This is a genomic window from Lacticaseibacillus suilingensis (assembly GCF_016861845.1).
GTDB lineage: Bacteria > Bacillota > Bacilli > Lactobacillales > Lactobacillaceae > Lacticaseibacillus > Lacticaseibacillus suilingensis.
The window spans coordinates 57,710-73,525 of the sequence record NZ_BOLV01000014.1 but is presented as its reverse complement, the minus strand read 5'-3'; the positions used below and the strand labels follow the sequence as shown (position 1 = coordinate 73,525).

The 15,816-nt window shown below is 52.9% G+C and carries 14 protein-coding genes; 7 read left to right on the top strand and 7 right to left on the bottom strand.

What is annotated here, in order from left to right:
• The first annotated feature begins 255 nt into the window (after nucleotides 1-255).
• The 6 genes from JUF11_RS09470 to smpB all read left to right on the top strand — a co-directional run bounded on the left by JUF11_RS09470 (nucleotide 256) and on the right by smpB (nucleotide 7,103).
• Complete coding sequence (locus tag JUF11_RS09470; protein ID WP_204119386.1) at nucleotides 256-1,479, top strand: MFS transporter; 1,224 nt, start codon at nucleotides 256-258, stop codon at nucleotides 1,477-1,479.
• A 93-nt stretch (nucleotides 1,480-1,572) separates the two neighbouring features.
• Nucleotides 1,573-3,135 (top strand): ClC family H(+)/Cl(-) exchange transporter, encoded by a 1,563-nt coding sequence (locus tag JUF11_RS09465; RefSeq protein ID WP_204119385.1) that lies wholly within the window; start codon nucleotides 1,573-1,575, stop codon nucleotides 3,133-3,135.
• Between the two features lie 96 nt (nucleotides 3,136-3,231).
• Nucleotides 3,232-3,468: a preprotein translocase subunit SecG gene (gene secG / locus JUF11_RS09460; protein ID WP_125580924.1), complete on the top strand. Its 237-nt coding sequence runs from the start codon at nucleotides 3,232-3,234 to the stop codon at nucleotides 3,466-3,468.
• 45 nt (nucleotides 3,469-3,513) lie between these two features.
• The gene (locus JUF11_RS09455; RefSeq protein ID WP_204119384.1) at nucleotides 3,514-4,239 is read left to right on the top strand and encodes an alpha/beta hydrolase; all 726 of its coding nucleotides are present in this window, start codon (nucleotides 3,514-3,516) and stop codon (nucleotides 4,237-4,239) included.
• Nucleotides 4,236-6,608, top strand: coding sequence for a ribonuclease R (rnr, locus tag JUF11_RS09450; protein ID WP_204119383.1), 2,373 nt, complete (start codon nucleotides 4,236-4,238; stop codon nucleotides 6,606-6,608). Before JUF11_RS09455 ends, rnr begins: the two co-directional genes overlap by 4 nt.
• A 21-nt stretch (nucleotides 6,609-6,629) precedes the next feature.
• Nucleotides 6,630-7,103 (top strand): SsrA-binding protein SmpB, encoded by a 474-nt coding sequence (gene smpB, locus JUF11_RS09445; RefSeq protein ID WP_125580918.1) that lies wholly within the window; start codon nucleotides 6,630-6,632, stop codon nucleotides 7,101-7,103.
• Between the two features lie 92 nt (nucleotides 7,104-7,195).
• On the opposite strand, the gene JUF11_RS09440 is transcribed toward smpB, so the two are convergent.
• The 7 genes from JUF11_RS09440 to JUF11_RS09410 form a co-directional block, all read right to left on the bottom strand.
• Nucleotides 7,196-8,377, bottom strand: coding sequence for an SAM-dependent methyltransferase (locus JUF11_RS09440; protein ID WP_204119382.1), 1,182 nt, complete (start codon nucleotides 8,375-8,377; stop codon nucleotides 7,196-7,198).
• Between the two features lie 154 nt (nucleotides 8,378-8,531).
• Nucleotides 8,532-9,770 (bottom strand): MBL fold metallo-hydrolase, encoded by a 1,239-nt coding sequence (locus tag JUF11_RS09435; RefSeq protein ID WP_204119381.1) that lies wholly within the window; start codon nucleotides 9,768-9,770, stop codon nucleotides 8,532-8,534.
• Nucleotides 9,771-10,161: 391 nt separating this feature from the next.
• A complete protein-coding gene (locus JUF11_RS09430; protein WP_204119380.1) occupies nucleotides 10,162-10,503 on the bottom strand; it encodes a DUF2200 family protein in 342 nt (113 codons plus the stop codon).
• A 114-nt stretch (nucleotides 10,504-10,617) separates the two neighbouring features.
• Nucleotides 10,618-11,913, bottom strand: a complete 1,296-nt coding sequence (locus JUF11_RS09425; RefSeq protein ID WP_204119379.1) for an ABC transporter substrate-binding protein — start codon at nucleotides 11,911-11,913, stop codon at nucleotides 10,618-10,620.
• Nucleotides 11,914-11,922: 9 nt separating this feature from the next.
• Complete coding sequence (locus tag JUF11_RS09420; protein ID WP_125580908.1) at nucleotides 11,923-12,744, bottom strand: carbohydrate ABC transporter permease; 822 nt, start codon at nucleotides 12,742-12,744, stop codon at nucleotides 11,923-11,925.
• Between the two features lie 9 nt (nucleotides 12,745-12,753).
• Nucleotides 12,754-13,647, bottom strand: coding sequence for a carbohydrate ABC transporter permease (locus JUF11_RS09415; RefSeq protein ID WP_125580906.1), 894 nt, complete (start codon nucleotides 13,645-13,647; stop codon nucleotides 12,754-12,756).
• Entirely contained in the window at nucleotides 13,637-14,698 is a 1,062-nt protein-coding gene (locus JUF11_RS09410; RefSeq protein WP_125580904.1) for an ABC transporter ATP-binding protein, read from the bottom strand. The genes JUF11_RS09415 and JUF11_RS09410 overlap by 11 nt, the downstream gene beginning before the upstream one ends.
• Nucleotides 14,699-15,219: 521 nt before the next feature.
• Between JUF11_RS09410 and JUF11_RS09405 the strand changes: the two genes are divergently transcribed.
• Nucleotides 15,220-15,786, top strand: coding sequence for a GNAT family N-acetyltransferase (locus JUF11_RS09405; protein ID WP_204119389.1), 567 nt, complete (start codon nucleotides 15,220-15,222; stop codon nucleotides 15,784-15,786).
• Nucleotides 15,787-15,816 lie beyond the last annotated feature (30 nt).

Sequence of the window (15,816 nt, the reverse complement as noted above, 5' to 3'; positions counted from 1 at the left end):
TCAAGTGAAGTTGCCGTTTTTTGTTGCGGCGTCAAGCGCCAAAAAGCCCTACGACATGTCAACTTCGCTACCACTTTTACAGAAACGAAAAAGTGGTGGACCACGATTCCGTCGAATCATGGTTCACCACTAATGTTAGTCAGTTTTTGTGGGCTAGCAGGCCGCCTTTCAGGCCCAAAACCCAAAAATTCACAAAAAATTCACAATTTTCGTCCATGCTTAAGAGACTAGTGTTTTCAGAAAGGCGGAAAGATCGTGGACGAAAAGCAACGGGAGCAGAGCCCTTGGCGGCGGAACCTCTCTGTTTTGTGGGGCTGCACGTTTGTGGCGGGAATCGCGTTTTCAGAAATTACGCCATTTATGTCCCTATACGTTGCCCAATTGGGGGATTTTACCAAAAATCAGATTTCCTTTTACTCAGGGGTGGTCTATGCGGCGACCTTCTTTGTGACGGCGATTGTGTCGCCAATTTGGGGCGCCTTGGCGGACCGCAAAGGCCGGAAAATCATGCTGATTCGGGCCAGTCTCGGCATGGCGGTGGCGATGTTTTTGATGGGCCTAGTCACCAATGTCTGGCAGCTCATTGCCTTGCGGGCGCTCCAGGGGTTGTTTTCGGGCTTCGTGTCTAATGCCCAGGCGCTGATTGCCTCGCAGGCGCCACGTAAAAATGCCGGCAAAGCCCTAGGCACCTTGGTCACCGGCTCGACTTCCGGCATGCTGATGGGGCCGGTGATTGGCGGCGTTTTGGCCCAGCTGGTGTCGATTCGCGTGACCTTCTTTATCACGGCGGGTTTGCTGCTGCTGGCGGGTATTATTTCGGGTTTATTTGTCACTGAGGCGTTTGTGCCAGTGGAACACAAAAAAGATGGGAAAAGTGGTTTGGCCGGTTTGCTTGGTCAGTTCCGCGATCCGCGGTTGATTATTGTGCTCCTCCTGTCCACGATGTTTGTGCAGTTGGGGAATGCCTCAATCGCGCCCATCATCAGTTTGTACGTCAAGGAACTGATGCATAGCCAGGGCCTGTATGCTTTGGTGGCCGGCATCATCGCGGCGCTGCCTGGGATTTCTAACATTCTGTCGGCCCCGCGGCTGGGGGCTTACGGCGACCGCCATGGCTCAGGCCGCGTGTTGGTGGCAGGGTACTTGTTTGCGGTGCTGGTTTACCTGCCGCAAGGCTTTGTCACCTCAGTGGTGGTCCTAGGTGGGTTACGGTTTTTGGTCGGCATCTCCGATGGGGCTTTATTCCCAACCATTCAAACACTGCTTACCAAAAACTCGCCTTCCAGCGCCACCAGTGCGATTTTTTCCTGGAACCAGTCCTTCCAGGCGCTGGGGAACATGTTTGGCGCGCTGCTTGGTGGGACGCTGGCCGGGTTGTTCGATTACAATGTGGTGTTCATCACCACGGCTTTGCTACTGCTGATTAATTTTGCCATGCTGTGGTTCACAGAACCCTCGCTGCGGCATCAAAACGCATAAGAGGCTTTGATTCGCGGCGGCGAGGTGAAGCTTTTTTTGCGGGTGAGCACCGGTGTATACTAAGCAAGGAAACAGAGTTGGGGAGGTTAGGTTGTGCTTGAGGCAATACGTCAACATTTAGATCCCACACGCCTGCGCTTTGTGGGCTTTGGCCTGCTGGTCGGGGTGCTGACCGGCGGCGTGGTGGCCACGTTTCGTTGGGCGATTGAACATATTTTGCAGCTGATGCAGCAGCTTTATCGCCAACCGACCAGTGGCAAACTGCTACTGATTGGGCTGGCGAGCATTCTGCTGGGCGTCATTGTCGCGCGGCTACTGAAAAGCGAGCCGAATATTGCTGGTTCTGGGATTCCCCAAGTTGAAGGCCAGCTAGCCGGGGAAATGGACTTCAACTGGTGGTCGATTCTCTGGAAGAAGTTTGTGGCTGGGGTTTTGAGTATCGGTCCCGGGCTGTTTCTGGGGCGTGAAGGGCCTTCAATTCAGCTGGGCGCGGCAGTCGGACAAGGCGTGGCCCATGGCTTCAAGCGCAGCGGCAGTGATCGGCGCATCATGATCGCGGCCGGTGCGGCTGGCGGCTTAGCGGCGGCATTTAATGCGCCGATAGCGGGCACGATGTTCGTGCTGGAAGAGGTGTATCACAATTTCAGTCCGCTGGTTTGGCTCACCAGTTTGGCCAGCGCGGTGGGGGCGAACTTCATCTCACTGAATGTGTTTGGCGAAGTGCCGGTGCTCCATTTGGTGTATGATCGGCCGCTGCCGCTGGCGCTGTATTGGCATCTGCTGCTGTTAGGCGTCGTGCTGGGGCTACTGGGCTTTTTATACCAGCAGGTCCTGCTGGCGATGCCTAAGCTGTATCGGTTCACTAAGATTCCGCGGGCGTATCAAGGCCTAGTGCCGTTTTTGCTGGTGATTCCCATTGGGGTGGTCGCCCCGAATATTTTGGGCGGGGGCAACGGTCTCATCACTGGCTTTAACCATGCCATTCCGGCGCTGGGCATTTTGGTTGCCATTTTCGCCGTGCGGTTCATTTTCTCGATGGTGTCCTATGGCTCCGGCCTGCCAGGCGGGATCTTCTTGCCGATTCTGTCCTTGGGGGCGGTGATTGGGGCGGTATACGCCGTGTTCATGGCCAATGTGGGGCTATTGCCGCAAGAGTATGTCATGAATCTGATCATCTTTGCCATGGCGGGGTATTTCGCTGGGATTGGGAAAGCCCCTTTCACCGCCATTTTACTCATCACCGAAATGGTCGGTAACTTAACCAATTTGATGGCGATGGCGGTGCTGTCGCTGGTCGCCTATCTGGTGGTTGATTTGCTGGGCGGGGCGCCGATTTACGAATCCTTGCTGCGCCGAATGACGGTACCCAAGCAAATCGAATCAATTCATCGCATGGATCGCCTCGAGCTACCGATTTATGAAGGCGGTGTGCTGGAGGGAATGCAGGTGCGTGATTTTGCCTGGCCCAAGCAGACGCTGTTGATGTCGATTCGCCGCGGAGAAAACACGATTATTCCGCATGGCGATACCGTGATTCATGCCGGGGACACCTTGGTGCTGTTGACCGACAGTCAAAAGCGGGCGCAGGTCCGCCAGCAGATTGAAAAATTGGCGGCCAAACTTTCCACCCAAGAGGAAAAATCCGGTCAAGAATAGCGGTGGCGACTCGGCGTTTTTCCTTGTGATGACTAGCCTTGACGGGTCGTTTGTGATAACCTAGTGCTAGTAACTTTATGCAAGGGAGGGAAAAACTTGCAGAGTTTATTTACAACCTTACTCATCATCGATTCAATTCTGATTGTGATTGCGACCTTGATGCAACCAAGCAAACAGCAAGATGCGTTGAGCGCCTTATCTGGTGGCGCCACCGACTTGTTCGGCAAACAAAAATCGCGAGGCTTCGAAGCTTTTATGGAAAAAGTCACCGTGGTCCTCGGCGTTTTATTCTTCGCCTTTTCGCTCGTCTTAGTGTATATTGGCGCCCACTAACGAAGGTCTCCTGGTGAACAGGGGCCTTTTTTTGGAGGTGAGGGCATGAAAGCAGCCTTACACTTACCTGGCGCTAACGCCCTCGGGGTGGTGCTGCTCCATGCGTATACCGGCGGGCCGGCGGATATCAATCTGCTGGCGCATGCGTTGAACCGCCAAGGCTATCCCGTGGTGGCACCGGTATTTGCCGGGCATGAAAACAATGACCCGGATGAGCTGCTGCGGCAGTCGCCTTTGATTTGGTGGGACCAAGTTGAAGCGACAGTGGCGGCAATGGCTAATCAAACCGAGCAGGTGGCCGTTTTCGGGCTTTCGCTTGGCGGTATTTTTGCCATGCGGGCGCTTGCGGTGATGCCTCAGGTGACGTTAGGCGGCGTCATTGCCAGTCCAGTGATGTCTGGTGCCAGCAACGTGCCGGTTAATTTTTGGCGCTGGTTTAAAGCGATGCGGCGCCGTCAGCACCTGCCCCTTTCGCCAACTGCGGCGGAACAAGCGGCGTTAACCCAGCAGCTGGTTGCGATTGAACAGTTTAATGCTGGTACCCAGCCGTTGCTGGCGGGCTTGACCAAACCGGTTTTCATCGCCGCTGCGCTGCAGGATACGATGATCGATCCGCAGCGCACCATCGCTTTGCAGGCGGCGCTGAAACAAGCGCCGGTGACCTTTAAGGGTTATGCCGCTGATCATGTGCTGACTGTCAATGCGGCACATCACCAGCTTGAACATGATATTGAACAATTTTTAATGAAAGAATATGAGGGACAATTATGACCACAGTCGGCCACTTGCGTAATGAACTACTCGCGACTTTTCGGCGGAATCCCAAAATCGGATTTTCTGTCCAATCACTGAATCGCGCGTTGAAACTCACCGACGCCCAGGACTTTAAACTTTTGGTGCAGGCGCTGAGCGGACTAGAAAACGATGATTTGATTCACCAAAATGATGAATCCCGCTACATGTTAGGCGGCAAACCTCAGCAATTGATTGGGGTTTTTCATGGCAACGAAAAGGGCTTCGGCTTTGTCGCCGTGGAAGGCCAAGATAACGACATGTTTATCGCGCCGCCGAACACGAAGTTTGCGCTGGATGGCGATACCGTTGAAGTGACGATTGTGCGCCAAGCGCGGCCTGGTGATTCCCGCGGCCCAGAAGCGGCGGTCACCCGCATCGTTGAACATAAGAATACCCGCCTGGTCGGAGAGTATGCCCCGCTATCTGATGGCGAGCATGCCCGCACTGGGTTTATCGGCACGGTCACCAGCCACGAAAAGAAGCTCGCCCGGTACCCCATTTTCATCAAGGACAATGGCACCGTCCCAGAGCTTGGCGACATGATCATGGCCGAAATCACCGAGTATCCGAGTCAGGAGCGGCCTGGCAGTATGGTGGGCTTGTTGGTCCAAAACTTGGGCAACAAAAACACCCCAGGCGTCGATGTGATGTCCTTGGTGCTGGCCAATGACATTTATGTCGATTACCCTGACGATGCGATGAAACAGGCCAATGACACGCCTGATCACGTCACCGCCGAAGACCGGCTGGGCCGCCGTGATATCACGGACCAACCGGTGGTCACGATTGATGGCGACGATAGTAAGGACTTTGATGACGCGGTCGTGGCCTGGCGTTTGCCGAACGGGAACTTCCACCTGGGGGTTCACATTGCTGACGTGTCCTATTACGTCACGGAAGGCTCAGCGCTGGATAAGGAAACCTACAAGCGTGGCACTTCCACGTACTTAGTTGACCGCGTCATTCCGATGCTGCCCTTCCGGTTGTCCAACGGGATTTGCTCACTCAACCCTGATGTCGATCGGTTGGCGATGTCCTGCGATATGGAAATCGATCCGGCAGGCCATGTCGTCAACCATGAAATCTATCAGTCCGTCATTCGTTCTCACGGCCGGCTGACTTACAACAAAGTGAACCAAGTGCTGGCAGGAGATGCGGAGGCGCGGGCTGAATACGGCGACTTGGTGCCCATGCTCGAACTGATGGCCGAAATGCACAAGATTCTCTATGCGATGCGCCATCACCGTGGGGCCATTGACTTCGAAGAAAATGAAGCCAAAATCATTGTTGATGACGAAGGCCACCCAACCGATATTGTGCTGCGGGAACGCGGCATTTCCGAACGCATGATTGAAAGCTTCATGCTGCAGGCGAACGAAACCGTGGCGGAACATTACAACCGCCAGCATCTGCCATTTTTGTACCGGGTGCACGAAACTCCAGATGAAGATCGCATCAAGGACTTCATCGATTTCATGGCCACCTTTGGCCTGCACGTGCCGATTAAAAAAGGCCAGCCAATCACCCCGAAGATGCTCCAAAACGTCAACACGGAGGTCTCAGGCACCCCAGAAGAGATGATGGTCAACGTCAAGATGTTGCGGAGCCTTAAGCAGGCCCGGTACTCAGACGAACCGCTCGGTCACTTTGGGATTGCGGCTAAGTATTACTGCCACTTCACCAGTCCGATTCGGCGGTATCCTGACCTGATTGTGCACCGCCTGATTCGGACCTACGCGACCCAAGGCACCGATGATGCCGTGCAAACCAAGTGGGCCGAAAAGCTGCCTGACATCGCGGTTCAAGCCTCGACCCGCGAACGGCACAGTATCGATGCCGAACGCGCCGTAGATGACCTGAAGAAAGCCGAATTCATGGCTGATAAAGTCGGTGAAGAATTCGACGGCGTGGTTTCCGGTGTGGCCGGCTTTGGGATGTTCGTGGCCCTGCCGAACACGGTGGAAGGACTCGTGCACATTAGCCGCATGACCGACGATTACTATGGCTTCCTCGAAAGCCAAATGGCCTTGATTGGCGAACGGACGCACCACATTTTCCGCATTGGTCAAACCGTGCGGGTGAAGTTGGAAAATGTCGATGTTGAACAGCGCCAAGTTGATTTTTCCTTGGTGCCAAGTGACAACACGCCTACCACTGACCTTGAGGTGCCGAAACAGCCGAGTCGGGCGCCGCGCCGCGACAATAACCGCGGCCCGAAGAACGACCATCAGCCGACGGAGCGGGGCAAGCGCCATAATGCTAAGCGCCCCACTGGCCAGGCCAAGCCGTTCCGCAATTCCATCGGTAACCAAGTGCGGTCCCACAATCAAGGTCGCAAACATTAGTTAACCAAAGAAGGTGAACCAATGGCCAAAAAGATGAAACCCAAGGCGGACAATGTGCTGGCGCAGAACAAAAAAGCCCGGCACGACTACAACATTTTAGATACCTATGAGGCGGGGATTGCCCTGACCGGCACCGAAATCAAATCGGTTCGGGATGGCAAAACCAACTTGCGTGACGGCTTCGTTCGCATTACCAATGACGAAGCTTGGCTGGTCAACGTCCACATTAGCCCCTACAAAGAGGGCAATCAGTTCAACGTGGATCCGCTACGTAATCGTAAGCTCCTGCTGCACAAGAAGGAAATTCGCAAGCTGCTAGAGGCTTTGACGCAGCAAGGCCTGACCGCGGTGCCACTGAAGATGTACCTGAAGCACGGCTATGCCAAAGTGCTGGTCGGCGTCGCCCAAGGGAAAAAGTTGTATGATAAGCGCGAAAGTCTGAAGCAAAAGGACCAAAAACGTGACATTGCCCGCGCGATGAAAGAACGATATTAACCTAGTCGCTTCCTCGGAGGCGGCTTTTTTTGCCTGGCGGTGCCGAATCAAAAACAAGCTGACTCGCGGTAAGCGAATCAGCTTGTTTGCATTTAGCTGTAAATATAATCCCGCGTTAGCGGCAGCCCAGTGCCGGACGGGGCTTTGGTGACGAGAAACTGCATGACGTCAATGTTGCCGGATTCAAACGACGCGGCGGCCGCTTGTAAGTAAAGATCCCACATGCGGGTGAAATCGAAGCCGAACTGCTTTTGGATGACATTGCGCTTGGCGTTGAAGTTGGTGTCCCACAGCTCCAGGGTGCGCTGATAGTGGCGGCGCAGCGGCTCCAAATCGGAAACTTGCAAGCCGGCGGCGATGACGTGGTCAATGTTTTCGCTGAGGCCGGGAATGTAGCCACCAGGGAAAATGTACTTGTTCAGCCAGGCGTTATTGGCGCCGCCTTGTTGCCGGGTGATGCCGTGAATCAAAGCTGAGCCATTGGGGGCCATGAGCTTGGCCACGTCTTGGAAGTAAAGGCCCAGGTTTTCCTTGCCGACATGTTCGAACATGCCGACTGAGGTGACATAGTCATAAGGCCCGTCATCGAGTTCGCGGTAGTCCCGTAGGAGCACCCGCGCATGGTCCTGCAAACCAAGTTCATTGATGCGGGCAGTGACGAAATCATACTGTTCCTGCGATAACGTGATGCCCGTGACGTTGACGTGGTAACGCTTGGCGGCAGTGAGCATCAAAGTGCCCCAGCCGCAACCGATATCCAGCAGGCGCCGGTCGGGCTGGGGGTCGAGCTTGCGCAGAATGTGGTCGACTTTGTTTTGCTGAGCGGAAGTGAGGTCCTGATCCCAGTCGTCGAAGTAGGCGCAAGAATAGGTCATGGTTTTGTCCAACCACAGTTTATAGAAGTCGTTGCCTAGGTCGTAATGCGCTTGGATGTCTTGCTTGCTCTTTTTTTCAGAATGCGATTGTTTGGGGATGAAGCGCATCAACTTCGGATTGCGCATAAAGCTGCCGCTGCTTTCATAAGCCGCCGTTAACAGGCGCTGCAAGGCGAAAGGACCGCCACCGGTCACTTCGATATCGCCGCGCATGTAGGCTTCACCCAGCGCCAGGGAGGCGTTTTTTAGCAGGTCCTTCACTGGAATGAGCTTGTGCATGTGAATGGTGAGTTGGCTTTTGCCTTCGCCGTACTGCTTCTGCTGCTCGCCGTAATCGACGGTGAGCGGGATGTTGAAGGAATGGGCGAAGAGTTGATCATAGAATTGTTTTTCGAGCATGTTTGACCTCCTATGCCAAAGATAACATCTCTAGCTTACGCGTTTTGACGTGCCAAATGTAAGCAAAAAGCTCAAAAAATCCCCATTAATCAACAACTTGTCACATTGACAGATGAGTTGGTTAATGGGGTTTTCAGAAAAACATTAATATTGTCTAGTCTTGGTCAGGTTCGTCCAAAGTGTAGTAAAGGTCTTTTTCCGGCAAAAGAATTTCGGCTCTGGTTTGTTCATCGAGTACCGCGGCTTCACGCTCAGGATGGAAACTATGCCATGGCACAATGACCTTAGGCGCAACCATTTGCGCTAGCGTCACGAGATCTTCTCGCAGCGCGTGGCCTGAGCAGGAGAGGAAATGGAGCGGGATGGCATGGTCGGCGAGGAACTGTTTGAGCTGGTTGAAACGAGGATCATAATCACCCAGCGGTTCACCATTCGTGTGCACGTAGGCGGAAACTGGCAGCCCGGATAATTGATCCAGGTGATCAAAGGCGTTTTGCCACAGATAATGGCTTGGGTTGGCCCTGAGGTCGGTTAAGGTCACAGTCTGGCCGATCACAGCGTCAGGCTGCTCACCGGTCATCGCCGTTAGCACCATGGCTTCAGGCTGTTCCCACACCATGACCCGGCCGGCTTCGTGAGCGGTTTGTTGAATGGCCGCCAGCCGTTCGTAGTTGCGAATGTAAGGGTTAATGACTACCAACTGCGAGGAGGTCTTGAGCAAGGCGGCCAGTTTTGCTTGCATGGTGGCCTCGGTTAGTGGGGCGCTCGGGTGCGCTTGATCCTCCACTGGGGCCGGGGTATCGAAGGAAAAAGTCGTGCCTTCCAGCATCAACATCGAAAGCCCCTTGTCATGGAACACCTGCGCCCAGTGATCGACCCGCTCCCGATGCGGGCCATTGAGCCGAACATCGCCGGAGTGCGCATAGAAGTGCTGACCATCGCCCACCAGCAGGGCCATCACCCCAGGTTCGTCATGGTCGGAGGCAAAGCCTTCAACCGTAAAAGTACCCATCGTCAGCGGCTGTTCAAACGCAAGCGGATGCAGGTTTGGCACTGGCGCTTCAATGCCCAACTGAATCAAGGTCTGATATAACTTGAAACTCGGTGCGGACAGGTAAATGGGGATGTCTTTGGTTAGATACTGCAAGGCGCCCATGTGATCGATGTGCAGATGCGAAATGAAAATCGCCTCATGCTCAAAGTGATCCTCAGCCAAGCCAAATAATTCTGGGACATTCGGTAATTTACCATTGGCGATGGCCGAAGCCGGCGTCTCGTCGGTTAAATCTGCCGCCACCCCAAAGTCCATGATGACCCGGCTGGTGCCTTGCGAGAACTCAACGATATTCCCGCCGATGGTTTGCAGTCCATTCAAAAACCTGATTTCAGTCATATTAGCCTCCTAAATTAGCGTAGTTCATTATTGTACGCCTGAAAGCGGGAAAAGTCATCAGGCCCATGCTGAGTGCAACTACACTAGCTGCCCGGTTCGGTCAGGCCAGCCTCCGCAGACATGGGCTGGAACGTGGTGGCCAGCGCTTTGAGCCTCGAAGCCCGAGTCTCAAAGTCGCGGCTTGTTCTAAGCCAGAAATTCACTGGCTAAGAACAATTTCACCACTGAGCCCATGCCTGCTCCGGTTGGTCTGACCTACATAGCATTCAGACTCATACGCAGAGCCAGCAGGTTTGATCGTTAACGCCGCAGAGACTACATTGATATGACAGTTTCTCCAAGGCAGTCCTTCGGTGATAAGCGACGAGATGATGTTCACTTGTCAGGAGGCTTACAAGGTCTTCCGTTCAATTTTTGCGACTGATTTACCTTTGGCGAGTTCATCAACGACTTTATCCATCTGCCGGATTTTCTGCAGCAGGGGGTCTTCAATGGTTTCCACCCGCACGCCGCAAATGACGCCGGTGATTTGGTTGGCAGTATTTGCCATGGTGGCTTGGGCGAAAAAGGCGCTCAATGGGAGCGTGCTGGTTGCCAGTTGCTCTGCAGGATAGCCGGTGAGCCAGGTGAGCACAGCGTCGAGCTCGGCTTGGGTGCGGCCTTTGCGGGTCACTTTGTTGACGTACAGCGGGTAGATTTGGTTGAAGGGCATTTCCTGAATGGTTTTAGGCATGGGCGCCACCTCCATGATTGCTTTGCCTTTATTCTAACTGACCAAGTCTAAACGCGAAACTGCAGAGATCAAAAAAACCGCCGCGCGAGGCGACGGTTCAAAAATACAAGTTGCTTATTTGGCATCCTTTAAGATGACTTCTGTCTTCTTCTGCAGGTCGGCCATGGCAGTTTCAGGCTTGGTGCCCTTGGTCGTCATGTTGTCGACAGCATCGAGCAGGTCGTTACGGTATTCAGTGAAGCCCTTGAACGCCGTGGACTGGAACCCAAAGCTCAGGGAGTCAACCGCAGCCTTGGAGGTTGGGTTCTTCTTCAGATAAGCTTGGAAGGAAGCATCCTTAACGGCAGACTTACGCAGCGGCACATAGCCGGTGGCTTCAGCCCACTTGATGGTTTCTTTCTTCGAGGTCAGGTACTTCATGAAGGCCCAAGCGCCTTTTTGTTCGTCGGTTGATGCAGACTTGAACATCACAATGTCGTTGCCGGCCAATTCAGTGGCTTTTTTGCCATTGTAGGTTGGAAGCGGTGCGGTGCCCCAGGTGAAGCCTTTAGGCGCGTTTTGCTTCATGGAAGAGATACCAGCTGAAGAACCGAAGTAGAACAGCGTCTTACCAGAAGTGAAGCTCTTGTCGCCATAGAAGTCTTCGCCGGCGGTCTTAGCTTCGCCTTTTTGAATCATGTTGTAAATCATGTTCGTGACTTTGAGGGTCTTCTTGGAGTCCAAGTTAGCCTTCAGGTCCTTGGAAACAAATGGGTTGCCGGCTTGGCGGGCCAAGCCTTCAAGCTCCATATCAAAGCTGGAGTCAAAGCCCATAACCATCACGCCTTGAGCTTTCAGCTTTGGCCCGAGGGCTTCAAGATCTTCCCAGCTCTTTGGCATGTCCACGCCAAGCTTCTTCATCAAAGTTGGGTTGTAGTACATAATCCGCGTTGACTTGGAAAATGGCATGGAGTAGTACTTGCCTTCATACTTGGAACTGGTGATGAACGCTGGGTAAATATCGTCCAAACTGCTTTGGCTCAGCTTGTCAGAGCCTTTGAGCATGTATGGATCCAGCGGGGTGATGAAACCGTTGGAAACATAGTCAGGAACGGTGGTGTAGGTTGTCTGGGCAATCGTTGGCAGCTTCTTGGACTTAGCTGCCGCCATGATCTTTTGCTGCAGGGCCGTGTAGTTGCCTTGCGCTGTGCCTTTAACCACATACTTATCCTGGGACTTGTTGAAATCGCTGATAATGCCGTTTAAGGCTTTTTGGTACGGGCCATTCATCCCGTGCCAGAAAGTAATGGTCACTTTTTTGCCACTATCACTACTCTTATCAGAAGAGGAGTTGCCACATGCGGCCAGGCCTAGGCCCAGCACAACAGCGGCTGCCCCAAGTAATGATTTACCCCAAACACTCTTTTTCATGAGTTGAACTCATCCTTTCAATCCAGCTTTGGATATGCCAGCAATAATGTATTTTTGCAAGAAGATATAAACAATCACCATTGGGATGATGACGAAAGTTGATGCTGCCATCAGCAATTGGTATTGGGTCCCGGCATCAGTGGTGAAGGCTTGCAGCCCAACCGGCAAGGTGCGCATGTTTTCGCTGTTCGTGACAATCAGCGGCCACATGAAGGAATTCCAACTCCCAATGACGGATAACACGGTAACCGCGGTGATGGTGGACTTACTCATTGGCACCAGCACCGTCCACAAATATTTCCAGTCCGTCGCACCGTCCATTTTGGCGGCGTAGTAAATTTGCTCAGGCGTGGACTGAAAGGCCTGACGCAAAGTGAAGACAGTGAAGAAACTGGCCAGCCAGGGTACAATCAAGGCCCCGTAGTGATCAATCAAGCCAATCTTAGACAAGGTAACGAAATTCGGGATGATCAGCATTTCGCCGGGGATCATCATCGTGCCTAAGAACAACATGAAGAGCAGGTTCTTGCCCCAAAAGTGTAACCGTGAGAAGGCAAAAGCCGCCAGAATACTGGTGAACAATTGGCCCACGGTGGTGACCACCGTCACGATGACACTGTTGATGAAGTAGCGGGCGAATGGCGCGGCGTTAAAGGCCTCGACATAGTTGTGCCACTGCAAGACTTTTGGAATCCAAACCGGGGGAATCTTGATGGTTTCCGGACTGGTTTTAAGGGATGTTGACACCATCCACAAAAATGGAATCAGCATCGTGATTGCGCCTAACGTCACAATCACATACAACAATATCCGACTGATTTTTTTTGCCATGGTTGCCTCCTAATAGTGCACGTGCTTGCGCGAGTACCACAGCTGCACCAACGTGACCAGTAAGATCAAGAAGAACAAGATCACACCGCTGGCGGCGGCGATGGGGTATTTGTATTCCGTGTAGAACTTTTGATACAAGTAATACACGATGGTCAAATCCGCGTTTGCCGGGCCAGGCTGGCCTTGGAACAAGGCAAAAATCTGGTCGAACACTTTGAACGAGCCAATGACGCCATTGACTGACACCAAGAAGGTGATCGGAGAAATCATGGGAATCGTTACATTCCAGAACCGTTGCCAGGCATTCGCCCCATCGATTTCGGCGGCTTGGTAGTAGCCTTTGTCGATGTTGTTCAGCCCTACGAGGAACAAAATGATGTTGAAGCCCAGGTTTTTCCAAATGGACATAATGATCAAGGCGAGCAGTGACCAATGCGGGTCGGTCAACCAATTAATCGGATGCAGCCCCACCAGGCCCATGAAGTAGTTCATCAGCCCGTAGTCAGAATGGTAAATCCAGTTCCACACCATGGCAATCGCCACCGTTGATGTCACAAACGGCAGGAAGTACACTGTGCGGAAGAACCCAGACAGCCATTTGACCTGGTTGAGAAGCAGCGCAATGATCAGCGACAAAATCACGGTGACCGGCACCACGCCAGCCACAAAGACCAACGTGTTGCGCACGGCTAGGTGAAAGTCTGGATCATTCCAGAGGTAGACAAAGTTGTCAAACCCCATGGCGTCGACTTTGTCGGTGTAGAAGTTGTATTTGGTGTACAAGCTCATCAAAAATGATGAGATGATCGGCCAAATATTGAACGTCAGCGAAATCACCAACATAGGCAGCAGGTACAGGTAAGCCTTCAGTGAAGACTTAAGGGTGGGTTTCTCATTTATCATGGGCTTCACCGCCAAAGATCAAGGCGCCTTGCTCATTAAAGAGGAAGAAGCCAGCTTTTGTCAGGAAGAAGTCACCCTCCGTTTGTGATGCCGGCAGCCCCGCCAACTCGGTCGACAGCAATTGCTGACCATTGTAGGTGAGGTAGGCGGTGGACTCGCGGCCGTACTTCTGTGATTGCTGCAAGGTGGCATGAATCTTCGCGACCATGCCTTGGCCATTGTCAAACGGCACAATGGCCTCACTGCGAATGCCAACGGTGTGCGCTTGCGCCAGCACACTAGCCGGCACTGACTCAACCAAATCTGCCCGCAAGACATCAGCGGGCACTGAATTGATCACAGGCTCGCCGATGAACTTAGCGACAAACAGATTGCTTGGCCGTTCGTAAAGCTCCGCTGGGGTGGAGAATTGCTGAATTGAGCCGAAACTGAGCACCATGATGTGGTCAGAAATATGCAAGGCCTCATCTTGGTCATGCGTGACGAAAATCGTCGTCACGCCAGTTTCTTGCTGAATCCGGCGAATTTCTTGCCGCATCTCAATGCGCAGCCGTGCGTCCAAGTTGGACAACGGTTCATCCAGTAGGAGCAGGGAAGGCGATTTCGCCAAAGCGCGCGCAATCGCGACCCGCTGCTGCTGACCACCAGAGAGCCCCGCTGGTTTTTTGTCGAGCTGATCGTCGACATGAACCAGTTTGGCTAGTTCTTCGGCCCGCTTGTAGCGTTCGGCTTTGCTCACCTTTTGCATCTTCAGCGGAAAGGCGATGTTATCACGCACGGTCAGGTGCGGATAAAGTGAGTAGTTCTGAAACACCATGCCAACTTTGCGCGCGAGCGCATCTTTCTTGGTGACATCTTCATCCCCAAAATAGATGTGACCACTCGTGGCAGGAAGCAACCCTGAAATCAAATTCAGCGTTGTTGTTTTGCCCCCGCCGCTTGGCCCCAAGAGAGAAACTAGGGCGCCATCCGGAATCGTAAAGTTCAGATTCTTCAGCGTATCTTTTTTCCCATCGTAGGACAAAGTGACGTCCTTAAACGTTACTTTCACCCTTAACGCTCCTTCAACTGTATTCTGGCGACACTGGTTACCGAGAAGTGTCGTCAGTGCTAATGTTAGCAAAAATGACAAAATCCCACAAGATGCAGTAGTGGCGCTGATTCCACTCCCAAAATATGGGCCATATTGCTGGTTAAGGCGCTTCTTATCGCTTTTATCCTTGAACAGCCTCTACAAACCATGCAACATACTCAATCCATTGCCGGTTTCTTCATTACAAATGTGTGACGTTTTTGTAGCGCGCGTCAATCGTGGCTACAATGGGTGTGCACCAATAATGATGCGCTTTGCTTATACTTGCTATTAAAGCGAGAAACAGGATTTAAAGATAAATTCCTGCTTTATTCTCATCTAAGTCGCGAATCTTCGGCGTTTAAAGGATAGTTTTGCGCTTAGGGTGGAATAGGGTTTGGCCTGAAACTTTGATATACTAGACCTAACCCGAACCGAAACGGCGCCTGAGGAGGGAATAGTTGCGGTCGCACCGTTTTGGCGGGCTCAGACCGCAACTGATTATGATTCGTCAAAGTCACCCTGAAGATGCTGCTCAAGTCGTGCCGTTAATCGACTTGGTGTTTGAAGAAATGGAAGTCCCGCAGCTGATGAAAATGGCTAAGCCCGATTTGTATCGGGTGTTCGAGCAAGCTTTCCTACTGCCAGACTATCGCTACGGGTATCCGCAAACCATTGTCCATGAAGGCCCAAATGGGGTCGATGGCATTTTGGTGGGTTATTCCCACGCCCAAGAAGCCACCACCGATGACGCGTTCAAGCCGCTTTTGCCCAGTGTCGGCTTGCCTGTCGACCATGAATTGTTCCCAGACGTCGAAACCGACCCTGGCGAATGGTATATCGATACCTTGGCGGTGGCGGCAAGTGCCCAAGATCATGGCGTGGGTACCGCACTGTTAACCGGCATCGAGCCGATTGTGAAAGCCCGTGGCGAAAAGCTACTGTCGCTGAATGTGGATCAAACCAATCCGCGTGCCGAACAGCTGTACCGCCGGCAGGGCTTCAAGAAAACCCGCGAACTGATGATTGGCTCGCATCGCTACAACCATATGACCAAAGCCATTTAACGAACATATAAACAAGCCACCTCATGCCGA